Origin of the sequence: Paracoccus versutus (assembly GCF_000763885.1) — a bacterium.
In the GTDB taxonomy this organism is placed as follows: Bacteria; Pseudomonadota; Alphaproteobacteria; order Rhodobacterales; family Rhodobacteraceae; genus Paracoccus; species Paracoccus versutus.
This window is the reverse complement of record NZ_JRKO01000009.1, coordinates 1-25,381: the sequence shown is the minus strand read 5'-3', so window position 1 is coordinate 25,381 and position 25,381 is coordinate 1. Positions and strand designations below refer to the sequence as shown.

Genomic DNA, 25,381 nt, shown 5'->3' with positions numbered 1-25,381 from the left:
ATCCGCGCGCGGGGCCGGCGCAAGATGCCGCGGCTGGTCCGGTTAACCGGCCGTGCTGGCCGGCAGGGGCGCCGATATGCCCCGGCAACGCGGCGCCGCGGCAGGCGTCGCCCAAGGGAAATAGGCGGCATTTGAGCGGTTAACTGGTATTTGGCCGCGCGACGCTAGACCTTCCGGGCAGGCAACGAAAGGAATGGTTCATGGCCGGGAACGGTGGCGGCGCCCCGATCATCATCAAGAAGGTTCAGGGCGCGTGCGAAGCCGGGCATCACGGCGGCGCCTGGAAGGTCGCCTATGCCGATTTCGTCACGGCGATGATGGCCTTTTTCCTGCTCATGTGGCTTTTGAACGCCACCACCGAAAAGCAGCGGCAGGGGCTGGCGGAGTATTTCAACCCGACGCTGATCCATTCGACCCGCAGCGGCCAAGACGGCCCCTTCGGGGGCGAGGTGCAGGATGCCGAAACCGATTCGGGCAAGGGCGCCGGCGCCTCGCGCGACACGCTGGCCGCGCAGGCGCGCGAAGGCCGGGAATCGGGTTTCGAGGAGATGGCCCGCCATGTCCAGGACCAGCTGACCGGCAGCGGCGCGGAATCCATGCAAAAGGTCAACCTGTTGCGCCATGTCGTGACCCGCATGACGGACGAGGGGCTGGTGATCGAACTGACCGACCTGATGGACGAGCCGCTTTTCGTCGGCGACAGCGCCCAGCCCACCCCGGCCATGAAGGAACTGGCCGGCATTCTCGCGGGCGTCCTGGGGCGCATCAGGAACGAGGTGGCGCTGACCGGCCATGTCCGCGCCTATCCCGAGATGCTGATCCAGTCGCCGGTCTGGGCGCTCTCGGACGCCCGCGCCCATGCCCTGCGCAACCTGCTGGAGGGCTCGGGCTTCGACAGCGCGCGCATCCAGCGCGTCACCGCCTTCGCCGACCGGCGCAATCGGTCGGTGAACCCGATGGACCCCGACAACAACCGGATCGAAGTGATTTTACTGAGATGACCGGCCTGGGCGGGGCGCCGTTAGCGGCATGTTAACCCCCGGCCGGCAAACTTCACGCAGAACGACTCACACAGGGTAATATCAGAATGTCGATTTCATCTGCCCTCAGTGCCGGGGTGTCCGGGCTTGCCGCCAATTCCACGCGCCTGGCCAATATTTCCGACAATATCGCGAATTCCGGCACCTATGGCTACAAGCGGGTGGACACCAGTTTCGAAAGCATGGTGATCAACCAGGGACGCGGCGGGGGGCTTTATACGGCCGGCGGCGTCCGCGCCTCGACCAGCCGGCTGGTCGATCAGCGCGGCAACCTGGTTCCCACATCGCATCCGATGGACATCGCGATTTCGGGGCGGGGCATGCTGCCCGTGATCCACTCGGCATCCCTGGCCTCGGGACCGGGCACGCAGCGCGAACTGGTGATGACGACGACAGGGTCCTTCCGCACCGACGACGAGGGGTATCTTCGCACCAGCTCGGGCCTGGTGCTGATGGGCTGGCCGGCCATTGCCGACGGCACGATTTCCAGCCAGCCGCGCGATTCCGCCACCGGCCTGCAACCGATCCTGATCAATCCCAGCCAGACCGCGGCCGACCCGACGACGCGGATCAACCTGCGCGTGAACCTGCCCGCCGACGACGCGGTCGCCGGCGCGGCCGGCGACGCCTGGGACATGGAGGTCGAATATTTCGGCAACCTCGGCAATTCCGAAAGGATGACGGTCAGCTTCACGCCCGAGGTGACGGGCGCGGCCGGGACGCGCACGAACCGCTGGACGATGGAGATCCGCGATTCGGCCATCATCAACGATCCGGCCACCCCCGCCGACGAATCGCTGATCGGCGTCTACACGCTGGAATTCCAGGACGGCCAGCCCGGCGGCGGCACGCTTGCGGCAGTCACCACGGTGGCCGGCGGCGCCTATAGCGCGGCGACCGGGCTTCTTACCGTCCCCGGCGCGAACGGGCCGATGACCATCAACCTGGGGCGATATGGCGACAGCCAGGGCATCACCCAGCTCAGCACCAGCTTCTCGCCGGCCAATGTGACCAAGAACGGCTCGCCCGTCGGCAACCTGACGGCGCTCGAGATCGATGAAAGCGGCTATCTTCGCGCAACCTATGACACCGGCTTCACGCGGACCCTGTATCAGGTGCCGCTGGTGGATGTTCCCAATCCGAACGGTCTGATCGCAATGGACAACCAGACCTACAAGATTTCGCCTGAATCCGGCGCGTTCTACCTGTGGGACGCCGGTGACGGTCCGACCGGCGCAATCGCCGGCTATGCGCGCGAGGCATCGACAACCGATGTCGCGGCCGAGTTGACCGACCTGATCCAGACCCAGCGCGCCTATACCTCGAACGCCAAGGTCATCCAGACCGTCGATGAGATGCTGCAGGAAACCGCCAATCTCAAACGCTGACATTGACCGGGACGGCTTCCTGCCGTCCCGCGCTCGGAAACCGGAGCCTGCAAATGAGCCTTTCGTCCGCCATCTCCAATGCCGTTTCGGGCCTGACCGCGGCCTCGCGGGGCACGGAAATCGTGTCCTCCAACATCGCGAACGCGCTGACGCCGGGCTATGCGCGCAGGGAACTCGACCTGTCCTCGCGCCTGGCCGAGCGGGGCGGCGGCGTCAGCATCAACGGCGTTACCCGAATGGTCACGGCGGGGCTGATCGCCGATAATCGCCTGGCCCAGGCGGATGTCGGTTCATCCCGGACCGTGGCGACCTATCACGCCGCGATGGAGAAAGCCTTCGGCACGGGGACCGAGGCGTCCTCGCTGGTGCAAACCCTGACAGATTTCGAATCCGCCCTGGCCAGCGCGGCCGCAAGGCCCGACAACGAGACGCGCCTGGCAGTGGTGCTGGATACGGCCACGGCCCTGGCAAAAAAGGTCAACGACATCTCCGCCACCATCCAGGCCGAGCGCAGCAAGGCGGAAAAGGCCATCGAAAATGACGTTGCGCGGCTGAATACGGCGCTTGAGCAAGTGGCGAAATTGAATGCGCAGATCGTCACCCTGTCGGCACAGGGCAAAGACGCTTCGTTGCAGTTGGATGCGCGCCAGGCGCTCATAGACAGCGTATCGGATATCGTGCCTATCAAGGAAGTGCCGCGCGAGAATGGCCGGGTCGCCTTGTTCACCTCCGGCGGCGCCATTCTGCTGGACGGGACCGAGCCGGCCCGGATCGGTTTCAGCGCTGTCTCCAGCATCACCGCCGATATGTCCACGGCCAGCGGCGCGCTTTCCGGGCTGACGCTGAACGGAAAGCCGCTCGGCGATATGCAGCACACCATGTTTAACGGCGGCAGCCTGGAGGCGAACTTTGCCATTCGCGACCAGATTGCCCCGGCCTATCAGCAGCAGATCGACGCTTTCGCCCGCGATTTATACGACAGGCTGTCCGATCCCGCGATCGACCCCTCTCTGGCCCCAGGCGACCCAGGGCTGTTCACCGATTCCCAGGGCGCTTTCAGTTCGGCCGATGAAACCGGCTTCGCCGGCCGCATTGCCGTTGCCTGGGCGGTGAACCCCGAGACGGGCGGGCAACTGTGGCGGATTCGCGCCGGAATCAATGCGACCGGCCCCGGCCGTTCTGGCGAAAGCACGCTGCTTGACCGGCTCGGATCGGCCCTCTCGGCCTCGCGTTTGCCGGCTTCGACCAGCTTGTCCGCGGTGCCGCGCAGTCTGCAGGGCCTTTCGGCGGACCTGACCTCGGTTGCGGCGACGAATCGCATCCGAACCGAAGCTGGCGCCATGCAAAGCAGCGCGCGCCAGTCCGGCCTCCAGGCGGCCCTTCTGGCTGAAGGGGTCGACAGCGACAAGGAAATGGAAGGCCTGCTCGCGCTGGAGCGTGCCTATGCCGCAAATGCCAAGGTCTTTCAGACCGCAAATGACATGCTGGATGCTATCCTGAGGCTGACATGACCCCTTTTCATTCCATCGGCGACCTTTCCCGTTCCTATCAGCTCCGGCTTGGGCAGCAGGGGCTGAAAGCCAGGCTGGACCGGCTGACCCAAGAAATGATGACCGGGGTCAAAGCGGATATTCCCAAAGCGCTGGCAGGCGATTTGTCAGGGATTTCGCATATCGAATCCCGGCTGAAGCTGCTGACCACGTTCCAGCAAAACACATCCGAGGCGCAAAACAGGCTAGCGGGCATGCAGGCCGCGCTTGGGCAGATCCAAGCCGTCGTAGACGACCTGGGGCCCAGCGTGCTGACCGAACGTAATATTCTGGAAGAGCAAAACCTTAGGGCGCGCGCCGACAGCATCAAGCGGGATTTCCAGTCGATGTTCGGAACCCTGAACACCGCCACCGCCGGGCAATATTTGTTTGGGGGCAACCGAACCGACAGTCCAGCGCTGGGCAGTTTTGAAACGATGCTCGCGGAACTGAATACCGCGGTTGCCGGTGCCACCACCGCGGCAACTATCGCAAGCCGCATCGACGCATGGTTTGACGCACCCCAGGGAACCGGGGGCTTTTCCGACACGGTCTATCAGGGGGACGATGACGGCAGCACCCGGTTTTCGATCTCGCCCGAACATCGGATCGACAGCAATCTGTCGGCCAATTCCGCGGAGCTGCGCGATACGCTCAAGGGAATGGCCGTGATGGCCTATGCGTCCGAAGCCGGGTCGGCAATCGACGATGCGACCTTGCGGGATCTCTTCTCCGAAGCGGGGGGCCGGCTGGCCAAGGCAACGCTCGGGTTGACCACCGCCCGCGCCGATCTGGGCCGACAGCAGGCGGCCGTTACCCAGGCGCAGGCTAGAAACTCGGCTGAAACGACAACGCTTTCCATTGCGCGTACGAACATGATCGGCGCCGACCCCGCCGAAGCCGTCACCGCCCTGGAAGAGACCGAAGCGAAGATTCAAAGCCTCTATGCCATCACGGTCCGGCTTTCCCGGCTCAGCCTCACGGATTACCTGTCATGAGGTTCCTGTATCTTCTGCTGATCCTGTTCGGCCTTGCCGCTCCGGGCCTTGCTGCGCCGGTTCGGATCAAGGATCTGGCCAATATCGACGGCGTCCGCGGCAACGACCTGGTCGGTTATGGCCTTGTCGTCGGCCTGAACGGTTCGGGCGACAGCCTGCGAAACTCGCCTTTTACCGAAGAGATCATGGCCGGCTTGCTTGAACGGCTGGGCGTCAATGTCACCGACGAAGCATTCCGTCCCAAGAACGTGGCGGCGGTGATCGTTACCGCCACCTTGCCGCCGTTCGCGCGCGCCGGTTCGCAGATCGATGTCAGCGTGGCCGCGATAGGCGATGCGAAAAGCCTGCTTGGCGGCACATTGGTCATGACGCCGCTGAACGCGGCAGACGGCGAGATATATGCCGTTGCGCAAGGCTCGGTCCTGGCAGGGGGGGCCGAGGCTTCCGGCGCGGCTGCCTCGGTCGTCCAGGGCGTGCCTACGACGGGCACTCTCCCTTCGGGCGCCAGGGTGGAGCGGGAAGTGGCCTTCGACTTCTCGCAAATGACGAACCTGCGCCTGGCGCTGAGAAACCCCGATTTCACCACCGCCGCCCGTGTCGAGGCCGCGATCAATCGCACGCTGGGACGTGGGCTGGCCGAACTGGTGGATTCGGGAACCATCGTGATCGACTCGACCGTTTTGGGTCGGGTCAACCCGGCGCGGCTGATGGGGCAGATCGAGAATATCACCGTCGAGCCCGAGACAGCGGCTCGCGTCGTCATCGACCACAAGTCCGGCACTATCGTCATGGGCGAGGATGTGCGCATCTCGCGGGTGGCGGTTTCCCAGGGCAACCTCACCCTGCGGGTGCGGGAAACCCCCGTCGTGTCGCAGCCGAACCCCTTCTCTCCGGGAGAAACCGTGGTTCTGCCCCGAACGCAGGCCGAAATCACCCAGGAGCCGGGGATTGGCTTCGCTGAAATATCCGGCGAATCATCCTTGTCCGAGGTGGTTGCGGGGCTCAACGCATTGGGGATCAGGCCCCGCGACATGATCGACATACTGAAGGCGGTCCATGCCGCCGGGGCGCTGCACGCCGAATTCATCGTGAACTGAAAACGGAACAGCCGCCCGTTGCGGGCGACTGCGCTTCGGGCACCCGGCGGTATCCCTGTCCGCACCTGCAACTGGCCCAGTCAGCGGCGGCGGGCGGCGGTTCAGATGACCGGCGTGAAGCCCCCGGCCTGATGATCGTATTGCTCCAGCGTTCCCTCGGCGATGTCGTGCAAGACCCCGTGCAAGGACAGGTTCCCCGATTCCACTGCGGTTTTCACGAAGGGAAAGGTCATCAGGTTTTCAAGCGAAACGAGAACGGCTTGCCGCTCGAGTCCGCGGATCTGCTGTTCGGGCGGCAGCGTCGCCACGCGCTCGTATCCCGGACGCAGGATGTCCATCCAGCGGCCGACGAAGCTGGATTTCTCTTCAAGCTCGGGCGCATGGCCGGAACACATGGCATGGCATCCCTGAACGCCGCCGCAATTGGTATGCCCCACCACCACCACATGGGCGACCTTGAGCGTGTTCACCGCATATTCGACCGCAGCCGAGGTGCCGTGCTGCTCGCCGTCGGGGGCATAGGGCGGGACCAGGTTGGCGATGTTGCGGTGAATGAAGAATTCACCGGTATCCGCCCCGAAGATCGAGGTCACGTGGACGCGCGAATCGCAACAGGCGATGACCATGGCGCGGGGATGCTGGCCGTCCTCGGCCAGACGGCGAAACCAGACGCGATTTTCGACAAAGGCTGTGGCGCGCCAGCCGTGGTAGCGCTGGACCAGATACAGCGGCAGTGGACGTGCTTCTTTCATTCCTATCCTCATCTACCGATCGCACGAGTGATAGCGGCTGGACCGATAAAGTTCGAGTGGTTTAGCGCGCGCCTCATAACCTTTTCTTGATGGATTGATGGCAGCTTGCGCCTCAGCGCGACAGGAAGCCCATATGGGAGCGGGAATGACGAAGATTGCAGTTCTGAGCATGGACGAGACGGTTCGGATCGACGTGCAAAGGCTTGAACAGATCGTTCGTGAACTGGGCGAGCCCGCGGCCGGCCAGATCATCGGCGCGGCACTGGAACAGCTTGCGCTGGCGCTGGGCCGCACGGTGGCCGCTTCGCGGCGGGGCGACCTGGGGGCCGTCGTTGCCAATGCCGACCAGCTTTCGCGGCTGGCCTGGCAGGTGGGGCTCGTCACTCTGGCGGGGGTCGCCATCGATGTCGGCGCTTGCGCGGAACGCCAGGACGAACCGGCGCTGGCCGCCACGACCTGCAGGCTTGAACGGATCGGCAACCGGTCGCTGACCGAGCTGTGGGATCCGCCGGAAACCTCTTGAACGAACGCGCCCTTGCAGCCCTTGGCCTGGGCGCTAGGGTGCCGCAAAGGACAGAAGGTCACGACCATGCCGATGATACCCCAGTTTGCCGATTCCGATGCCCCTTCGCTTCCGCTCTGGCTGGTCCGGCCGGACGAGGCAGGGCCCGACCTGCCCTCCGACATCGACTCCCTGGCCGCGAATTGGGCCCGGGCGCAAGGCTTTGCGGCCAAGGCGGGGCAGGTCTGCCTGCTTCCCTTGCCGGATGGCGGGCTTGGCGGCGCGCTGTTCGGCCTCGGTCCCCAGCCCACGGATCGCCCGGCGCGGGACCGCTTCGCGCTGGCGCGGGCGGCCGAGGCGCTGCCGGCCGGCAACTGGCGCCTGGCGAATCGGCCGCAGGGGTTCGATCTGGCCCTGGGCGCCCTGGGCTGGCTTTTCGCGCAGTATCGCTTTGACCGCTACAAGCGGGTCGAGGCGCCGGGCGCCCGGCTTGTCTGCCCCGAGGGGCTGGACCGCGACCGGCTGATCGCCATGGCCGCGGGCGAATACCTGGCGCGCGACCTGATCAACACCCCCGCCTCGGACATGGGTCCGGGCGAGCTGGAGCAGGCCGCGCGCGACCTGGCCGGGCGGCATGGCGCCGGGATCGAGGTGGTCTGCGGCGACGACCTCATCGCCCGCAACTTCCCGATGATCCACGCCGTCGGCCGGGCTGGGGCACAAGCGCCCCGGCTGATCGACATCCGCTTTCCGGGCGAGGGGCCGCGGCTGACGCTGGTCGGCAAGGGGGTCTGTTTCGACACCGGCGGGCTGGACATCAAGCCGGCCGCCTCGATGGCGCTGATGAAGAAGGACATGGGGGGCGCGGCCAATGTGCTGGGCCTGGCCGAGACCCTGGCCCGGCTGGGCCTGCATCGCGACATGCGGCTGCGCATCCTGATCCCGGCGGTGGAAAACGCCATTTCCGCCAATGCCTTCCGTCCCGGCGACATCCTGACCAGCCGCAAGGGCCTGACGGTCGAGGTCAACAATACCGATGCCGAGGGCCGGCTGGTGCTGGCCGATGCGCTGGCCCTGGCGGCGGAGGAGGCGCCGGAGCTGCTGGTGTCGATGGCGACGCTGACCGGCGCCGCCCGCGTCGCGCTTGGCCCCGAACTGCCGCCCTTCTTCTGCGACGACGACGCGCTGGCGGCCGCGATCCAGGGCGCCGGCCGGGCCCATGGCGACCCGGTCTGGCGCCTGCCCTTCTGGGAACCCTATGAGGCGATGATCGAGCCGGCCATCGCCGATCTGGACAACGCGCCCTCGGGCGGGTTTGCCGGGGCGATCACCGCGGCGCTGTTCCTGCGCCGCTTTGCCGGCCAGGCGCGGGCCTATGCGCATTTCGACATCTATGGCTGGCAGCCCAGTGCCGCGCCCGGCCGGCCCAAGGGCGGCGCGGGCCAGGCCATGCGCGCCATCCTGCACGCCCTGCCGGAAATCCTGCGATGACCGCGCCCGCCGACCGCCGGCTGACCCCGGCGACCGAGCGGGTGGCGCTGGAATCCCTGCGCGGCATCCTGGAGCGTCCGGCCTATACGCCCGGCCAGCCGATGCGGCTGGCCGCGCCGCTGGCCGATCTGTGCCGCGCGCCCGGCGGCGCCCGCGACCGCCAGCTGAACTTCGGCGCCGACCTGGTGCAGCTGGAGCAGGCCGGGGGCTGGGCCTTCGTGCAGGCGGCTGCGGACGGCTATTGCGGCTGGGTCCGGGCCGAGGGGCTGAGCCGGCAGATGCCGGCCGTCACCCATCGCGTCACTGCCCCGGCCACCCATGTCTATGCCGAGCCGGACATGAAGACCCCCGAGTCGATGCGGCTGTCGCTGGGTGCGCGGCTGTCGGTCATCGCCATGCGGGACGGTTTCGCCCGGCTGGCGCAGGGCGGCTGGGTGCCGGCGCAGCATATCTCGGACCGGGCCGAGCGCGATCCCGTCGCGGTGGCCGGGCGTTTCCTGGGCACGCCCTATCTGTGGGGCGGCAACAGCCGCTGCGGCATCGACTGCTCGGGCCTGGCGCAGGCCGCGCTGGCGGCCTGCGCCGTGCCCTGTCCCGGCGACAGCGACCTGCAAGAGGCGGCCTTTCCCCCGGCGGACGGCCCGATCCGCCGCAACGACCTGCTGTTCTGGCCCGGCCATGTCGCCCTGGCGCTGGACGGCGAGCGCATGATCCATGCCACCGCCTTGGCCATGGCGGTGATCGTCGAGCCCATCGCCCAGGCCATCGCGCGCATCGACGCGGCCGGGCAGGGACCGTTTCGCGGCGCAAGACGGCCCTCGCTTGCCGTGCAGGCGCCGTTCCCCTAGCCTTGGCCGCAAAGGAGGCGCGCATGGTTCATCTTTGGGTCCGCGCGGAAAGCCGCGCCAATGAACAGCGGGTCGGCATCACCCCCGCCGGCGTGGGCGAGTTGATTGCGCAGGGCTTCCGCGTCACGGTCGAGGAAAGCCCGCATCGCATCCTGCCCATCGCCGGTTACGCCGCGGCCGGGGCCGAAATCGCGCCCGCGGCTTCCTGGCCCGGCGCCCCGGCCGAGGCCATCGTCTTCGGCCTCAAGGAACTGCCCGAGGATGGCACGCCCCTGGCGCATCGCCACATCATGTTCGGTCATGCCTACAAGGGCCAGCCGGCCGGGCTGGCGCTGCTGCGCCGGTTTCGCGACGGCGGCGGCGTGCTGTATGACCTGGAATACCTGACCGACGAGAACGGCCGGCGGCTGGCGGCCTTCGGCTATTGGGCCGGTTTTGCCGGGGCCGCCGTCTCGCTGAAGGCCTGGGCGGCGCAGCGGCGCGGCAGCCTCTGCGGGCCGGTCGCCGCCTGGCCCTCGCAAGAGGCGATGCAGGACGAGCTGCGTGCCGAGCTGGACGCGACCGGCGCGCCGCGGCCGCATGCCATCGTCGTCGGCGCGCTGGGGCGGGTGGGCAGCGGCGCCTCGGACCTGCTGGCCCGCATGGGGGTGCGGGTCACGAAATGGGACATGGCCGAGACGGCCGGCGGCGGCCCCTTCCCCGAGATCCTGGCGCATGAGCTGTTCGTCAACTGCATCCTGGCCGGGCCGCAGACCCCGGTTCTGGTGCCGTCCGAGGCGGTCGGGCCCGGCCGGGCGCTGACGGTGATCGGCGATGTTGCCTGCGATCCCTCCAGCGATTTCAACCCGGTCAAGGTCTATGACCGCGCGACCGACTGGGACCGGCCGGCGATCCGCCTGGCCGAGCGCCCGCCGTTGGACGTGATGGCGATCGACAACCTGCCCTCGCTCTTGCCGCGCGAAAGCGCGCTGGATTATGCCGCGCAGCTGCTGCCGGTGCTGAAGCGCCTGGACCGCATCGACGAGGGGGCCTGGGGCAGGGCGGGGGCGCTGTTTCGGGACCATCTGGCCGCGTCTTGACGCCGGCCGGGAACGCAAGCGGCGGCCGGGACGTTGGGCCGCGAACCCCAGTCAGACGGATGCGACCATGATGACGCGACCCGCCGCCATTGCCGCCAGCCTTGTCCTGTGCCTTGCCGCCCCGCCGGCGCTGGCCGAGTTGAACGACCGTCCCCCGAACGCCAGCGGGCAGAGCCCGGCCTTTCCCGGCCAGACCCGCGCCCCCGAGATCCGCGAGCAGATCCCGATCAGCCGGATTCCGCTGATCCGGGGGCTCAGCGATCCCTGGGGCATGGCGCTTTTGCCCGGTGGCGGCTTGCTGATCACCGAACGCACCGGCACGCTGCGGCTTTACCGCGACGGCCAGCTGTCCCAGCCCATCCAGGGCATGCCCGAGGTCGATGCCCGCGGCCAAGGCGGGCTTCTGGACGTGGCGGTGGCGCCGGATTTCGGCAGCACGCGGCAGGTCTGGTTCAGCTTTTCCGAGCCGCGCGGCAATGGCCGCAACGCCACCGTGGTCGGCACCGGGCGGCTGTCGGCCGACGGCACCGCGCTGGAAGAGATGCGGGTGATCTTCCGGCAGGAGCCGGCCTGGGCCTCGACCCTGCATTTCGGCTCGCGCCTGGTCTTCGACCGGCAGGGGCAGCTGTTCGTCACCACCGGCGAGCGCTCGCGCCCCGAGCCGCGGCAACTGGCGCAGGACCTCGGCACGCATCTGGGCAAGGTGCTGCGCATCGACCCCGCCACCGGCGCCGCCGCGCCCGGCAATCCCTTCACCGAGGGGCAGGCCCGGCCCGAGATCTGGTCCTGGGGCCATCGCAACATCCAGGCGGCGGCGCTGGACGCACAGGGCCGGCTCTGGACGGTCGAGCATGGCCCGCAGGGCGGCGACGAACTCAACCTGCCGCAGGCCGGGCGCAACTATGGCTGGCCGGTCATCACCTATGGCCAGGACTACAGCGGCGGCCCCATCGGCCAGGGCATCACCCAGCGCGAGGGGATGGAGCAGCCGGTCTATTACTGGGATCCGGTGATCGCGCCCAGCGGGATGGTGTTCTATCGCGGCGCCATGTTCCCGGAACTGGAAGGCGATGCGCTGATCGGCGGCCTGCAGGCCGGGGCGGTGGTGCGGCTGCGCATCGAGGGCGACCGCGTGAGCGGAGAGCAGCGCCTGCTGGAGGGCATCGGCCGCGTGCGCGACATCGAGCTGGCGCCGGACGGGGCGCTGCTGATCCTGACCGATGGGGGCGAACTGATCCGGCTGGCGCGCGGCTGAGGGCCGGGTGCGCCTTCGCTGGAGAAGGCCCGGTCGCCGCACTGTAGGGCAAGGTGCCGATTGCCGGTCCCGATCACGACGCTGGACCAAAAGCCTGGGATCGCCACCAAGACGGCAGCCACAATCGGCTGAGAACCGGGAACCTGCACTTGCCTCCGCAGGCTCTCGGCTTCCGAACAGGATTGTCGACGATCTGGACCCTAGACCGGGCGCTGCAACGCGTCCTCGGCATCCTCGGGCGAGATGCCAAGCGCCTCCATCCCCGCTTCCAGGTAATCGGCCAGCTGCGGCTCGCCCATCAGGTAATCCTGGGTGGGGGTGCTGCGCTCGGCCTTGGCGGTCTCGATCGCCTCGTCCAGATCCTCGGGGCCGAAGGTGTCGCGGCCGATCCACATCACCGCGACCAGGCTGGCCTGCTCGTCCTCGTTCAGGCTGGCGATGAACTCGGCCAGTTCGGTCTGGGTGCCATGGCCCTTGCGATGCCCGCTATGCGCCCAGGGGTTCACGCCGCTTTCGTATTCGCGGGCGCGGATGATGACATGGGCGATCTTTTCGGGACTGATTTCCAGCATGGCGGCACCTCCGGGATCTGTCCATTTGTCGCCCCGACCGGCGCCGGGGTCAATCGGGATCGAAGCGGGCGCGATGATGGACCGCGCGCCGGCCATGGCCCCCGAGCGGTCCGCGCGGGACGGCAGGCGCGGGCAAAAGCCCGGCCCGGCTGCAAGCGGGGGCAGGGGGGCGGGCCAAGGTGCCGGGCATCGGCCGCGCCTGCGTCATCGGGTCGCGGCCAGGCGGGATCGCTCAGCGGCCGAAAAGCCGCTCGATGTCCGACAGCTTCAGCTCGATCCAGGTCGGGCGGCCGTGGTTGCACTGGCCGGATTTCGGCACCCGCTCCATCTCGCGCAAAAGCGCGTTCATCTCGTCCGCCGACATGCGCCGGCCCGAGCGGACCGAGCCGTGGCAGGCCATCGAGGACAGCACCGCATCGACCCGCGCCCGCAGCCGCTCGGACGTGCCCTGGTCGGCCAGGTCGTCCAGGATGTCGCGGATCAGCCGCCGGGCGTCCAGGCGCTGGATCAGCGCCGGCACCTCGCGCGCCGCGATGGCGCCGCCGCCGAAGGGCTCGATCACCAGTCCCAGCGCGGCCAGCTCATCGGCGATGGCAAGGATGCTTTGGGCGTCGGCTTCGGACAGCTCGACGATCTCGGGGATCAGCAGGGCCTGGCTGGCGATGCCGCTGGCATCAAGCTGCGCCTTCAGCCGCTCATAGACCAGGCGTTCATGCGCGGCATGCTGGTCGACGATGACGATGCCGTCGGCGGTCTGGGCGACGATCCAGTTCTCGTGCAGCTGCGCGCGGGCGGCGCCCAGCGGCGCCTCGGCCGCAGGCTCGGGCTGGGCTTCGGGTTCGGGCTCGACCCGCGCGGTCGGCGCCTCGGCAAAGCCCGGCGCCTGAAAGGCCAGGCTGGCGGCGATGGCCGGGCCCGAGGGGCGGGCGGGCGCGTAGCTGGCCTGATAGCGGCGCGGCTGTTCCGGCTCGGGCCGCGCCACCCCCAGCGCCGCTGCGGCCACGGTGGACGAGGCGCGATGCCCCGCCCCCGCCAGCGCATGGCGCAGCGCGCTGACCACCAGCCCGCGGGCGATGCCCGGTTCGCGGAAGCGGACCTCGGCCTTGGCGGGATGCACGTTCACGTCGACCTGGTGCGGATCGCAGGTCAGAAACAGCACCGCCGCCGGATACCGGCCCGAGGCCAGCACGTCCATATAGCCCGCCCGCAGCGCCCCGGTCAGCAGCTTGTCGCGCACCGGGCGGCCGTTGACGTAAAGATGCTGCGCCACCGCCGCGCCGCGCGAATAGGTCGGCAGGGCGGCAAAGCCGGTCAGGGTGATGCCGTCCCGCGTCGCGTCGATGGCAAGGGCATTGTCGATGAAGTCGCGGCCCATGACGCGGGCCAGCCGGGTCTGCAAGGCGCCGAACAGCTCGCCCTGCTCGGCATCGGCGCGAAACAGCACCCGGCCCTCGTCCTCGTCGGTCAGCGTGAAGCCGACATAGGGCTCGGCCATGGCCAGGCGGCGGATCGCCTCGGCCACGGCCTGGGTCTCGGCCCGGTCCGTGCGCAGGAATTTCAGCCGCGCCGGCGTGGCAAAGAACAGGTCGCGCAGCTCGACCACCGTGCCGCGATTGCCCGCCGCCGGCTTGACCGGGCCGATGCGCCCGCCGGTGACGGCGATCTGCGCGCCGTCATGGCCGGCGGCGCGGCTGGTGATCGACAGCCGGCCCACGGCGCCGAGGCTGGGCAGCGCCTCGCCGCGAAAGCCGAAGCTGCGGATGTCCAGAAGGTCGCTGCCGTCGATCTTGCTGGTCGCGTGCCGGGCCAGCGCCAGCGGCAGATCCTCGGCCGTCATGCCGCAGCCGTCGTCGCTGACGCGGATCAGCGCCTTGCCGCCCTTGGCGATGGCCACGTCCACCCGAGTCGCGCCGGCATCGAGCGCGTTCTCGACCAGTTCCTTGACGGCCGAGGCCGGGCGTTCGACCACCTCGCCGGCGGCGATGCGGTTGGCCGCGGCCTCGTCCAATTGCCGGATGACGGGACGCATCTTGGGGGCATGGGTGTTCATGCCCCCAGATCTAGCATTTCCCGGCGCGGCGGGAAAGGATTCGTCAGTTGGTCGCGTCGATGCCTTTCGGCCGGCCGACCAGCACGAAGCGGATCTGGTCGGAATGCAGCAGGCGCTGCGCCACGCGCTGCACGTCCGCGGCCGTCACCGCCTCGATCTTGCCGTTGCGGGTGTTGACGTAATCCGCCGGCAGGCCGATCAGCTGCATCCCGGCCAGGATGCCGGCGATCTTGCCGTTGCCGTCGAAGCGCAGCGCATATTCGCCGGTCAGGTAGGTCTTGGCATCGGCCAGTTCCTTTTCCGTGACGCCGCCCTTGGCGAAACGGTCCCATTCCTGGCGGATCAGGCCGACCGCCTCGGCCACCTTGTCGTTCGCGCTGGCCATGCCGCCCTGCCAGGTCTCGCCATAGACGCCGTTGGCAAGGCCGGTGCTGACGCCATAGGTCAGCCCGCGCTTTTCGCGGATCTCGTCCATCAGGCGCGAGGAAAAGCCGCCGCCGCCCAGGATGTGATCGGCGACGAAGGCGGCGAAGTAATCCCGGTCGGACATGGGCAGGCCGGGCTGGGCAAAGCTGACCACGGTCTGCGGGCTGTCCCAGTCGATCACCGTCACCCCGCCGGTCAGTTGCAGCCGGGCCCTGTCCGGCAGCGGGGCCGAGCCCTGTTCGGGCAGCCCGCCCAGCACGGCGTCGATCAGCTGGCCCAGTTCCTCGGCGGTGATGTCGCCGGCCGCGGCCACCACCACGCGGTCGCGGGCCAGGATGCGGTCCTTGGCCGCGACCAGGTCGTCGCGGGTCAGCGCGGCCACGGATTCGCGCGTGCCGTTGATCGAGGTGGCATAGGGATGCTCGCCCCAGGCCAGCCGCGCCAGTTCCTTGCTGGCGATGGCGTTCGGGCTGGTCGCCTCGGATCGGATGACCGCCTGCAACTGCGCCCGCACCCGCTCGACCGCATCGGGGTCGAAGCGCGGCTCGGCCAGCGCCTGGCGCAGCAATTCGGCCGCCTGGTCGCGGTTCTCGGTCAGCATGCGGGCGTTGACGGTCAGCGCATCGTCGCCGACATCGAAGCGGTTCTGCGCGCCCAGCCCCTCGACCGCCTCGGCATATTGCACCGAGTCCATCTCGCCCGCGCCCTCCTCCAGCAGGGCGGTCATCAGGCTCATCTGGCCGCGCTTGCCCGGCGCGTCCAGGCTGGCGCCGCCCCGAAACATCAACGACAGCGCGGTGAAGGGGATCGAGTGATCCTCGACCAGCCAGGCCTTGATGCCGCCGGGCGAGGTGATCTCCTGGATCTCGATGGCGCGCGCAGGCAGGCTGGCCAGGGCGACGAAGACAAGGGTGGCAAGGGCGCGGATCATTCGGCTTCTCCCGGATTGGCGGCTTCGGCAGCGACGGGTTGCGGCTCCTCGGGCGGCGGCAGCAGCCAGCCGGTGACGCTGGCCTTGCTTTCCAGCACCAGCCTGGCGGCGGCGCGGATGTCCTCGGTGGTGACGGCGGCCAGGATGTCGGGCCATTCGTTCACGTCCTCGATGGTCAGGCCGGTGGCCAGGCCCTGGCCATAGTCATAGGCCCGGCCATGCGCCGAATCCTGGGAATAGATGCGGGCGGCGCGGATCCGGGTCTTGACCCGTTCCAGCTGCGCCGGGTCGGGGCCCTCGGCCAGGAATTTCGCCAGCGCCGCGTCCAGCGCCGCCTCGGCCTCGGCATTCTCCACCCCCGGCGCCGGCACCATCGAGATGCCGAAGGTGGTCGGATCGACCGCGAACCCGTCGTAGGAGGCATTCACGTAAAGCGCCTTGCCGGTCAGCACCAGGTCGCGGGCCAGGACCGAGGTCTGGCTGGAACCCGCCAGCAGGTTGGCCAGCACGGTCAGCGCGGCGGCCTGCTGCTGCTCGCCCCGGTTGCGTTCGGGCGCGATCACGGTGCGGATCATCACCGGCTGGGCGACGCGGGGGTCCACCCGCTCCATCCGCCGGGGCGAGCGCTGGATCGGCTCTTGCGGGCGCGGCTGGCGGGCGGCGTCGGGCTTGGGCGGGACGAGGCCGTAATATTTCTCGGCCAGTTCGCGCACCTCTTCGGGGGTCACGTCGCCGGCGATGACCAGCACCGCGGCGTTCGGGGCGTAATGCGCATCATACCAGGCGATGGCATCCTCGCGCGTCAGCCCCTCCATCTCCTGCCGCCAGCCGATCACCGGGCGGCCATAGGGGTGGTTGTAGAACTGCACCGCGCTGCGCTCTTCCGAGAATTGCGCGCCGGGGTCGCTGTCGGTGCGCTGCGAGCGTTCCTCCAGCACCACCTGGCGCTCGGCCTGCCAGTCGTCCTCGCCGATCTTGAGATTGGCCATGCGATCGGCCTCCATCTCCATGATCAGCGGCAGGCGGTCGCTGGCGATGCGCTGGAAATAGGTGGTGAAGTCGTAGCTGGTGAAGGCGTTGTCCATGCCGCCATTGGCGGTCACGGTCTTGCTGAGATCCCCCGGTCCCAGCTTGTCGGTGCCCTTGAACATCAGGTGTTCCAGGTAATGCGCGATGCCGGACTTGCCGGGCTGCTCGTCGGCCGAGCCGATGCGATACCACAGCATCTGCACCACGACCGGGGCGCGGTGATCCTCGATCACCACGGCTTCCAGGCCGTTTTCCAGGGTGAAATGGCTGATTCCCTTGGGCATTTCGGCCAGCGCGGGGGATGCGGCCAGCAGCAGCGCAAGGGGCGCAAGTCGGGTCAGGATGGTCATGGCAGGCTCCGGTTCGGGGTCGCGCCACGAACCTGCCCTTGCGCGGGGTCGCGCGCAAGCCTGCCGCCCCTCATCTCGGCGTGATCGGGGCGCGATCAGTCCTCGCGCAGGATCGGCACGCGGTCCACCACGCTGGGTCGGGCGGCGACGTCGCCGTTGCTCATGCCGCGGGGCGGCGCGGCGGGCAGCTGCACGCCGGTCGGGCGCCAGCGTTCCAGTTCCGACCAGCTGTCCAGCGTCATCGATTCATAGGCGCGGTAATAGACATTGGTCCGCGCCAGGACCTCGAGCGCGCGGCGGGAATGGCGGCTGCGCCAGGCCAGATCCTCTTGCGCGGTGGTCTGGCGGATCGCCGGGTCGCGGCCCAGGCGCGAGGCATGGGCGATCAGCGCGGCATCCGCGACGCCGACGCCCTGCGCGGCAAGCTGGCCCGGATTGCCGCCCAGCGCCGCCACGGCATCGGCATGGGGCGTCGGATCGGTGATGTTGCCGCCCCCCGGCGTCGGCGGCGGCAGCACGTTCAGGTCGGCCGGCATCTGCAAGGGCTTGGTCGGCAGGATCGAGAATTCGTCCGGGCTGGTGCGGCCGGCGTTGGTGTTCATCAGACGCGGATCGCTGCTGCAAGCGGCCAGCAGCAGCGTGGTCATGGTCAGCGCGATCGCCCGCATCTTGCGTCCCTCTTGTTCGTCCGGCCCGTTCTTAGCGTGTATTCCCGGCCTCGTCACGGGTCTTGTCGTCCAGCGCCAGTTCCGCCTGCGCCTCGTCGCCGGCCAAGGGCCGTTCGCCGTTCGCGGGGCGGGGCTTGGGCGCCCGCGGCTTGGCCGGGGCGCGGCGCTTCTTCGGCTCGGGCTTTCGCTCGGGCGGCAGCAGCACCAGCCCCATCGCGCCCAGGAAGATGGCGATGTCGGCCACGTTGAAGCTGTAGGGGTTGCGCCAGCCCGGCAGCGACATGTTCAGGAAATCCGCGACCGCGCCATAGGTCAGCCGGTCCACGACATTGCCCAGCGCCCCGCCGATCAGCAGCCCGGCCGAGGCTTGCGCAAAGCGCGACGGCTTGGCCCGCCCGACCCAGATCCCGACCCACAGGCAGACGGCCAGCGCGATGGCGATCAGCACCCAGCGCATCACCTCGACATCGCTGGCGAACAGGCCGAAGTTCATGCCCTGGTTCCAGGCCATGCGCAGGTTCAGCCAGGGGTCGATCACGTCGATCTCGCGCAGCTGGTCCAGCCGCAGCACATGCACGACCAGGTATTTCAGCGCCTGGTCCAGCACAAAGACCAGCCCCGCCACCAGCGCCACGTTGCGCCCGACGCGCGGCGGCGGCTGCTTCTTGCCGCGCCGCTTGCGGGCCGCCGGGCTTTTCCGCGGCTTGGGGGTCGCGGTCTCGGCCATCAGTGACGGAAATGCCGCTGGCCGGTAAAGACCATGGCCAGGCCCAGCCGGTCGGCGGCCTCGATCACCTCGGCGTCGCGCATCGAGCCGCCGGGCTGGATCACCGCCCGCGCGCCCGCCGCCGCCAGTGCCTCGACCCCGTCGGCGAAGGGGAAGAAGGCGTCCGAGGCGACCGAGGAGCCGATGGTCAGCGCCTGCGCCAGGCCCAGCGCCTCGGCCATGTCCTCGGACTTGCGCTTGCCGATGCGGGTCGAATCGACGCGGCTCATCTGGCCGGCGCCGATGCCGACGGTGGCCAGGTCGCGGGCATAGACGATGGCGTTCGATTTCACATGCTTGGCCACGGTCCAGGCGAACAGCAGGTCGGCCAGTTCCTGGTCGGTCGGCTGGCGTTTCGTCACCACCTTCAGGTCGGCGCGCAGGATGCGGCCGTTGTCGCGGCCCTGCACCAGGAAGCCGCCGGCGACCTGGCGGAAGGCCAGCCCAGGCGCCGCCGGGTCGGGCAGCCCGCCGGTGGTCAAGAGCCGCAGGTTCTTCTTGGCGGCGAAGATCTCTTTCGCCTCGTCGGTGGCGTCGGGGGCGATGACCACCTCGGTAAAGATCTCGGTGATCGCCTGCGCGGTTTCGCCGTCGAGCGTGGTGTTCAGCGCGATGATGCCGCCGAAGGCCGAGGTGCGGTCGCAGTCGAAGGCGCGCCGGTAGGCATCGACGGCGCTGTCGCCGCGGGCCACGCCGCAGGGGTTGGCGTGCTTGATGATCGCCACCGCCGGGCCCTGGGCCGGGTCGAACTCGGCCACCAGCTCGAAGGCCGCGTCGGTGTCGTTGATGTTGTTGTAGCTGAGTTCCTTGCCCTGCCATTGCCGCGCGGTGGCGACGCCCGGACGGTCCGAGCCGTCCTTGTAGAAGGCGGCGGACTGGTGCGGGTTCTCGCCATAGCGCAGGGTTTGCGCCAGCTGGCCCGAAAAGCTGCGCCGGCGCGGGGTTTCCTCGCCGATGGCCCCGGCCATCCAGGTCGAGACCGCGGCGTCATAGGCGGCCGTCCGGGCATAGGCGATCTGCGCCTGCCGCTGGCGAAAGGCCAGGCTGGTGCGGTCGTCGTTGGCGTCAAGCTCGGCCAGCACGGCGGCATAGTCCTCGACATCGACCACCACCGTCACGAAGGCGTGGTTCTTGGCGGCGGCGCGGATCATCGCCGGGCCGCCGATGTCGATGTTTTCGATGCAATCGTCATGGGCGGCGCCCTTGGCCACCGTCGCCTCGAACGGATAGAGGTTGACGACCAGCAGGTCGATCATGCCGATCCGGTGCGACCGGGCGGCGGCCATGTGTTCCTCGTTGTCGCGCAGCGCCAGCAGGCCGCCGTGGACCACCGGGTGCAGCGTCTTGACGCGGCCGTCCATCATCTCGGGAAAGCCGGTCACTTCGGCCACGTCCACCACGCTCAGCCCCGCCTCGCGCAGCGCCTTGGCGGTGCCGCCGGTGGACAGGATCTCGACGCCCCGCGCCGAAAGCGCCCGCGCAAAGTCGATCAGCCCGGTCTTGTCGGAAACGGAAATCAGCGCGCGCTTCAGCGGAATGCGGTCGGTCATCGGTCGGAGGCCCCGTGCGGTGGATGGCGGATTTGGCCCGTCACCTACCCCCGGAACGCGCCAAGGTCCAGCCGATCTGGATCGCCCGGCCCAGCAGATGCGCGGAAATCACCATCTGCCGCGAGGGGCGCGGCTCGGCCATGGCGCGGTCGAGCAGGCAGGACGCCTCCAGCCGCAGCTGGCCCACGCCGTCATGGCTGAACAGCCATTCCTCGCCGCCCGGCAGGGTCAGGTGGATTTCCTGCCCCTGCTGGCGGGCCTGGACCTCGGGATGCAGGTGGAAGCGGATGTCGAAGGCCAGACCTTCCTCGGGGCGGACCTGGTCCAGCCGGGCCTGGGCGCTGGCGTCCAGCGCCGCCAGCGAATCCTCGCCGCGCAGGCCCATGCCGTCGGGATCGAGCCAAAGCTCGCGCAGATGCGTCAGCCCGTGGCTGGCCAGCCAGCCGTCATGGCCGGCCAGCAGATGCGCGGGTTCCGGCGAATGCGCCGGGCCGCAATCCGGGGCGGTCAGGTTGCCCAGCGCGTCGCAATCGCCGGCCCAGACCAGGTCGGGGCGCTCGGTCAGGATGTCGGGCTCGCCCTCTTGCCGGTTCGGGTTCAGCCGCGACGAGGACAGGCCGGCCAGGCACAGCGCCGAATGGCAGGGCGTGGCGCGGCTGGCCCTGGCCCACAGCGGGCCGAAGCCGTCGCCGGGGCCGCAATTCACGATCAGCGGCTGGCGCGCCACGGTCAACTCGAAGGCCAGGGTCGAGGCATGGGCGCGGATCGCCGCCGGACCGCCGGGCGGCGGCGCGGCATCCAGGATCAGCGTGGTGCGGGCCCGCGCCATGCGGGCAAAGCCCATGGCGAGCCCGCTGACAGGCAGTGCCGGGCCTTCGGCCGCGCGCAGGCAGCGGTCGAGCCGTCCGGCCGCGCCGCGCCCGCCACCGTGAAAGCTGGGCAGCGCGCCGTCGGCATGGCGCAGCGCCCGCAGGATCGGCGCGATCTCGGCGATGATGGCGCGCAGCTCGGGCGGGCATTCCAGCCCCACCTCTTCGGCGACCTCCTGCGCCCAGACCAGAAGCGCCATCGCCTCCAGCAGCGATTCGGGCGCGCGCGCCTCGGACAGGGTGGCGACGCCCATGGCGTCCGCCTCTTCGGCCAGGGCGATCAGCGCCGGCTGCGCCAGGGCCTGGCGGTCGCGCAGCGACATGGCGCCGATGGCGAGCCCTGCCAGCGCCTCGATCCGGCACAGCCCGTCGGTGCTGTCGAACCATTTGTCCCGCAGGTGGAGCAGGTGCTGGTCGAGGGCGCGGAAATAGGGCTCGGCCCCGTCGCGGTCCAGCCCCGGCAGGATCATCCCGGCATGGAAGATCCAGCGCAGCACCCGCCGCCCGGCGACCTGCGGCGCCCATTCCGGCGCCTCGGGCTGCGGCTGGCGATGCGGGCGCAGCCAGCGCAGCACATGGTCCTGGGCGATGGCACGGGCGCGGGGCGTGCCCACGGCGGCAAGGTCGTCGAGCCAGCCGAAGCCGGCCAGCTCGGCCGCGACGCTGGCGGGCAGGTCGGCGGCGAAGAAATCGCCCGACAGGGTGATGCCGCCCAGGTGCAGGGTGCCCGCGGCGATCTGTTCGCCGCGGCCGGGATGGCCGATGGCCTTGGGTTCGGGACGGCGCAGGAATCCCCTGGGCGCGACGGTGCTATCGGTCATGGGCAACGCATTCACTAGGACGGCGCAACCTTAGGTCCGCTCGGCGGATTTCCGCAAGCGCGCGATGAAGAACCCGTCCATGCCGCCGCGTTCCGGCCACAGGTCCGGGCGCAGCCGCAAGCCGCCCTGGGGCGTGATCCAGCCCGGCTCGATGCCGGGGGCGCGGGGCGGCTCGACCGCCAGGCCGGGATGGCGGGCCAGGGCGGCGGCCAGCTGCGCCTCGCCCTCGGCGGGCAGGAGCGAGCAGGTGGCATAGACCAGCCGTCCGCCGGGCTTGAGCAAGGACAGCGCGTGGTCGATCAGCCGCGCCTGCAAGCCGGTCAGTTCGGCCAGCCCCTCGCCGTCACGGATGCGCGGCAGTTCGGGATGGCGGCGGATGGTGCCGGTGGCCGAGCAGGGCGCATCCAGCAGCACCGCGTCCAGGGCCGCGTCCGGCCGCCAGTCCAGCGCATCCGCCGCGACCAGCCGGGCGGAAAGCCGGCAGCGCGCCAGGTTCTCGGCCACGCGGGCCAGGCGCGGCTCGGAAATGTCCACCGCCGTCACCTCGGCCCCGGCGGCGGCGAGCTGCAGCGTCTTGCCGCCCGGCGCGGCGCAAAGATCGGCGATCGCCTCGCCGGGCTGCGGATCAAGCACCCGCACCGCCAGCGCGGCGGCCGCGTCCTGCACCCACCAGTCGCCCTCGGCATAGCCGGGCAGGGCCGAGATCTGCGCGGCGGCAGGCAGCCGGTGCGAGCCGGTGGGCAGCGCCTCGCCGGGGCAATCCGCGCCCTTGGGGGTCAGGTCCAGGGCCGCGCCGGCCTCATGCGCGGCCTCGATGGCGCGGGCGGTATCCTCGCCCCAGGCGGCGACGACGGGCGCGCGCAGCCAGGGCGGCATCTTCTGCGGCGAGAGCGCGGCCCAGGCCGGGGCGGCGCCGGCGATCTTGCGCAGCACCGCGTTCACCATGCCGGCCGCCGCCTGCCCCTTTGGCCCCGAGGACCGTGCCAGCGCCACGGCGGCATTGACAGCGCCATGCGGCGCCTCGTCCAGGGCCAGCATCTCGACGGTGGCCAGCCGCAGGATGCGCATGATCTCGGGGCGCGGGCGGCGGGCCAGCAGCGGCGCCAGCAGCAGGTCGGCGCGGTCGGCGCGGCGCAGCACCTCGAGCGCGAGGCGGCGGGCGCGGGCGCGGTCGGGCGGCGACAGGCGCTCGGTCAGCGCCGCCGCCTCGTCCAGCGTCGCGCCCTCGTCCACCGCGGCCAGCAGGCGCAGCGCGCCCTTGCGTGCCCCGTCCCTGACCGTCTTGCCCTGTGACTTGTCCAAAGCCTGCCCCTTGCCTAGATTGATCCCGTCTAGCGTGAAGCAGGGGAAACCGCCATGACCGACCGCAAGGATCTGCCGCCCGCCGCGCAGCGCGCGCTGGCCGAGGCCGAGGAGCGCCGCCGCAAGGCGAAGCCGCTGGACCTGCCGGTCGAGCTGGGCGGGCGCGACGGGCCCGAGCCGGTGCGCTATGGCGATTACGAAAAGAAGGGCATCTGCGTCGATTTCTGAGGCGCCGTGCCCGGCTGCCCGGTCGCATGGGTATTTGGAGAACGGAGAAATCCGCCCTGCTGGCGAATCCGTGAACGGCGTTGAGCTGGCCGTTTACTTGCCATTGGGGTTCGGCGTCTAAACAATGCGCCAACCACCAAAACCGCAAGGAACGGCAGATGGCCTCTGGGCAGGGGATGATGAGATGGGCGGCGCTGGCGATCATGCTGGCGGGGCAAGCTTTCGCGCAGCAGGGTCCGGGTGGGGGCGGGGCGCAGGGCCCGACCGAGGTCGGCGTGGTGGCCACCGCCGAGGAGGATGTGCCCTATACCGTCACCCTGCCCGGCCGCGCCATCGCCTATCAGCAGACCGGCATCCGGCCGCAGGTTGGCGGGGAAGTGCTTGAAATCTCTTATGATCCCGGAAGGCCGGTGAAGGCCGGCGACGTGCTGTTCCGCCTGGACCCCGAGACGCTGGCCGCGGCGCTGGCCGCCGCCGAGGCCGCCGTGGCGGGGGCCGAGGCCAGCCTGACCCAGGCGCAGAACACCGTCACCCGCTATCGCCGGCTGGAGGGTTCGGGCGTTTCGGCCGTGGACCGCGCCAATGCCGAGGTGTCGCTGAAACAGGCCGAGGCAGACCTGAAATCGGCCGAGGCCGCGCGGGATGCGGCGCGGCTGGCCCTGCAGCGCACCGAGATCAAGAGCCCGCTGGACGGCGTGGCGGATGTGGCGGCGGTCTCGGTCGGCGACCTGGTGACGGCGAGCCAGTCCGAATCGCTGACCACCATCACCCAGCTCGACCCGATCTATGTCGACGTCTCGGAATCCAGCGCCCGCATGCTGCGCAACCGGGCGCGCATCAGCGCCGGCCAGCTGGTCGTCAACAGCGGGGTGACGACCCAGCTGATCCTGGAGACCGGCGAGGAATACCAGGGCGAGGGGCGGATCGTCAGCCCCGGCATCGCGGTTTCGCCCACCACCGGCACGGTGCCGATCCGGCTGCAATTCGACAATCCCGACCGGATGATCCTGCCCGGCCAGTTCCTGCGGGTGAAGCTGACGCTGGGCACCACCCGCGCGGTGCTGGTCCCGCAGCGCGCGACCAGCCGCGCCTCGGACGGCACGCTGACCGCCTTCGTCGCCCGCGACGGCAAGGCCCAGCAGGTCACGCTGAGCGAGCAGGGCAGCTATCGCAACAGCTGGATCGTCACCCAGGGCATCAATCCGGGCGAGCAGCTGATCGTGGACGGGCTGGAAAACCTGCGCGCCGGCGCCGAGATCGCCACCGTCCCCGTCACCATCGACGCCCAGGGCGTCGTGCGCGAGATGGACGAGCGCGGGGAAGGCTAGGACATGGCACGTTTCTTCATTCACCGCCCGGTCTTTGCCTGGGTGCTGGCCATCGTGACCATGCTGATCGGCACCTGGTCGCTGATCAACCTGCCGGTCTCGCAATATCCCGACATCGCGCCGACCACGATCCGCATCACCGCCAACTATTCCGGGGCGACGGCGCGGGCGGTGCAGAACTCGGTCACGACGCCGATCGAGGACGCGCTGACCGGGCTCGACGGGCTGCTCTATACCATCTCCTCGGCCTCGACCGGGCGCAGCGTGATCGAGATGGTCTTCGACGACAGCGTGGACCCGGTCGATGCGCTGAACGAGGTGCAGTCCAAGGTCCGCTCGGTCGAAAGCCGGCTGCCGACGCCGGTGCAGAACGACGGCGTCTCGGTCACGCGCTCGTCCTCGTCGATCCTGATGGTCGGCTCGCTGGTCTCGACCACCGGGCAGCATTCCACCATCGAGCTGGGCAACCTGCTGGAGCAGGTGGTCGAGGGGCCGGTCAAGCGCACCGAGGG

Annotated in this window: 23 protein-coding genes; 13 read left to right on the top strand and 10 right to left on the bottom strand. The window is 69.5% G+C overall.

From position 1 onward, the window contains the following. Positions 1–200 precede the first annotated feature (200 nt). The 5 genes from IT40_RS05240 (at position 201) to IT40_RS05220 (ending at position 6,052) form a co-directional block, all read left to right on the top strand. Positions 201–1,001 carry a flagellar motor protein MotB gene (locus IT40_RS05240; RefSeq protein WP_036751495.1) on the top strand — a complete coding sequence of 267 codons (801 nt, stop codon included), beginning with the start codon at positions 201–203 and terminating at the stop codon, positions 999–1,001. 86 nt (positions 1,002–1,087) lie between these two features. Further along, positions 1,088–2,428 carry a flagellar hook protein FlgE gene (locus IT40_RS05235; protein WP_036751493.1) on the top strand — a complete coding sequence of 447 codons (1,341 nt, stop codon included), beginning with the start codon at positions 1,088–1,090 and terminating at the stop codon, positions 2,426–2,428. Positions 2,429–2,481: 53 nt separating this feature from the next. Then, the gene (gene flgK / locus IT40_RS05230; protein WP_036751491.1) at positions 2,482–3,939 is read left to right on the top strand and encodes a flagellar hook-associated protein FlgK; all 1,458 of its coding nucleotides are present in this window, start codon (positions 2,482–2,484) and stop codon (positions 3,937–3,939) included. Then, positions 3,936–4,955 carry a flagellin gene (locus IT40_RS05225; protein WP_036751489.1) on the top strand — a complete coding sequence of 340 codons (1,020 nt, stop codon included), beginning with the start codon at positions 3,936–3,938 and terminating at the stop codon, positions 4,953–4,955. Before flgK ends, IT40_RS05225 begins: the two co-directional genes overlap by 4 nt. After that, positions 4,952–6,052: a flagellar basal body P-ring protein FlgI gene (locus tag IT40_RS05220; RefSeq protein ID WP_036751487.1), complete on the top strand. Its 1,101-nt coding sequence runs from the start codon at positions 4,952–4,954 to the stop codon at positions 6,050–6,052. The genes IT40_RS05225 and IT40_RS05220 overlap by 4 nt, the downstream gene beginning before the upstream one ends. A gap of 101 nt (positions 6,053–6,153) precedes the next feature. Here the strand turns inward: IT40_RS05220 and IT40_RS05215 are convergent, their stop codons facing one another. Further along, entirely contained in the window at positions 6,154–6,804 is a 651-nt protein-coding gene (locus tag IT40_RS05215; RefSeq protein ID WP_036751485.1) for a carbonic anhydrase, read from the bottom strand. Between the two features lie 145 nt (positions 6,805–6,949). On the opposite strand from IT40_RS05215, the gene IT40_RS05210 reads away from it, so the two are divergent. The 5 genes from IT40_RS05210 to IT40_RS05190 all read left to right on the top strand — a co-directional run bounded on the left by IT40_RS05210 (position 6,950) and on the right by IT40_RS05190 (position 11,979). Next, positions 6,950–7,327 carry a hypothetical protein gene (locus tag IT40_RS05210; RefSeq protein ID WP_036751483.1) on the top strand — a complete coding sequence of 126 codons (378 nt, stop codon included), beginning with the start codon at positions 6,950–6,952 and terminating at the stop codon, positions 7,325–7,327. Positions 7,328–7,399: 72 nt separating this feature from the next. Beyond that, positions 7,400–8,797 (top strand): leucyl aminopeptidase family protein, encoded by a 1,398-nt coding sequence (locus IT40_RS05205; protein WP_036751481.1) that lies wholly within the window; start codon positions 7,400–7,402, stop codon positions 8,795–8,797. After that, complete coding sequence (locus IT40_RS05200; protein WP_036751479.1) at positions 8,794–9,645, top strand: C40 family peptidase; 852 nt, start codon at positions 8,794–8,796, stop codon at positions 9,643–9,645. Before IT40_RS05205 ends, IT40_RS05200 begins: the two co-directional genes overlap by 4 nt. A gap of 23 nt (positions 9,646–9,668) precedes the next feature. After that, positions 9,669–10,724 carry a saccharopine dehydrogenase gene (locus tag IT40_RS05195; protein ID WP_036751634.1) on the top strand — a complete coding sequence of 352 codons (1,056 nt, stop codon included), beginning with the start codon at positions 9,669–9,671 and terminating at the stop codon, positions 10,722–10,724. 67 nt (positions 10,725–10,791) lie between these two features. After that, positions 10,792–11,979, top strand: coding sequence for a PQQ-dependent sugar dehydrogenase (locus IT40_RS05190; protein ID WP_036751477.1), 1,188 nt, complete (start codon positions 10,792–10,794; stop codon positions 11,977–11,979). A 200-nt stretch (positions 11,980–12,179) separates the two neighbouring features. Here the strand turns inward: IT40_RS05190 and IT40_RS05185 are convergent, their stop codons facing one another. The 9 genes from IT40_RS05185 to IT40_RS05145 form a co-directional block, all read right to left on the bottom strand. Continuing rightward, a complete protein-coding gene (locus IT40_RS05185; RefSeq protein ID WP_036751474.1) occupies positions 12,180–12,551 on the bottom strand; it encodes a DUF3775 domain-containing protein in 372 nt (123 codons plus the stop codon). A gap of 232 nt (positions 12,552–12,783) precedes the next feature. Further along, on the bottom strand, positions 12,784–14,601 hold the full coding sequence (gene mutL / locus IT40_RS05180) for a DNA mismatch repair endonuclease MutL (protein ID WP_036751472.1): 1,818 nt from the start codon (positions 14,599–14,601) through the stop codon (positions 12,784–12,786). Positions 14,602–14,644: 43 nt separating this feature from the next. Then, positions 14,645–15,958 carry a M16 family metallopeptidase gene (locus IT40_RS05175; RefSeq protein WP_036751469.1) on the bottom strand — a complete coding sequence of 438 codons (1,314 nt, stop codon included), beginning with the start codon at positions 15,956–15,958 and terminating at the stop codon, positions 14,645–14,647. Beyond that, positions 15,955–17,337 carry a M16 family metallopeptidase gene (locus IT40_RS05170; RefSeq protein WP_036751468.1) on the bottom strand — a complete coding sequence of 461 codons (1,383 nt, stop codon included), beginning with the start codon at positions 17,335–17,337 and terminating at the stop codon, positions 15,955–15,957. Before IT40_RS05170 ends, IT40_RS05175 begins: the two co-directional genes overlap by 4 nt. A gap of 95 nt (positions 17,338–17,432) precedes the next feature. Further along, positions 17,433–18,005, bottom strand: a complete 573-nt coding sequence (locus IT40_RS05165; protein WP_036751466.1) for a DUF3035 domain-containing protein — start codon at positions 18,003–18,005, stop codon at positions 17,433–17,435. A 31-nt stretch (positions 18,006–18,036) separates the two neighbouring features. Beyond that, positions 18,037–18,732 (bottom strand): signal peptidase II, encoded by a 696-nt coding sequence (gene lspA, locus IT40_RS05160; protein ID WP_052095754.1) that lies wholly within the window; start codon positions 18,730–18,732, stop codon positions 18,037–18,039. Continuing rightward, entirely contained in the window at positions 18,732–20,321 is a 1,590-nt protein-coding gene (gene purH / locus IT40_RS05155) for a bifunctional phosphoribosylaminoimidazolecarboxamide formyltransferase/IMP cyclohydrolase (protein WP_036751464.1), read from the bottom strand. The genes lspA and purH overlap by 1 nt, the downstream gene beginning before the upstream one ends. 40 nt (positions 20,322–20,361) lie before the next feature. After that, positions 20,362–22,011: a heparinase II/III family protein gene (locus IT40_RS05150; protein ID WP_036751462.1), complete on the bottom strand. Its 1,650-nt coding sequence runs from the start codon at positions 22,009–22,011 to the stop codon at positions 20,362–20,364. Between the two features lie 30 nt (positions 22,012–22,041). Next, a complete protein-coding gene (locus tag IT40_RS05145) occupies positions 22,042–23,313 on the bottom strand; it encodes an RsmB/NOP family class I SAM-dependent RNA methyltransferase (protein ID WP_036751460.1) in 1,272 nt (423 codons plus the stop codon). Between the two features lie 54 nt (positions 23,314–23,367). Here IT40_RS05145 and IT40_RS05140 point away from each other — a divergent pair, with 54 nt between their 5' ends. The 3 genes from IT40_RS05140 to IT40_RS05130 form a co-directional block, all read left to right on the top strand. Then, positions 23,368–23,541, top strand: a complete 174-nt coding sequence (locus tag IT40_RS05140; protein WP_036751458.1) for a DUF1674 domain-containing protein — start codon at positions 23,368–23,370, stop codon at positions 23,539–23,541. A gap of 158 nt (positions 23,542–23,699) precedes the next feature. Continuing rightward, the gene (locus tag IT40_RS05135; protein WP_036751456.1) at positions 23,700–24,869 is read left to right on the top strand and encodes an efflux RND transporter periplasmic adaptor subunit; all 1,170 of its coding nucleotides are present in this window, start codon (positions 23,700–23,702) and stop codon (positions 24,867–24,869) included. Positions 24,870–24,872: 3 nt separating this feature from the next. Continuing rightward, the coding region (locus tag IT40_RS05130; RefSeq protein WP_036751454.1) for an efflux RND transporter permease subunit at positions 24,873–25,381 on the top strand (509 nt) is incomplete at its 3' end.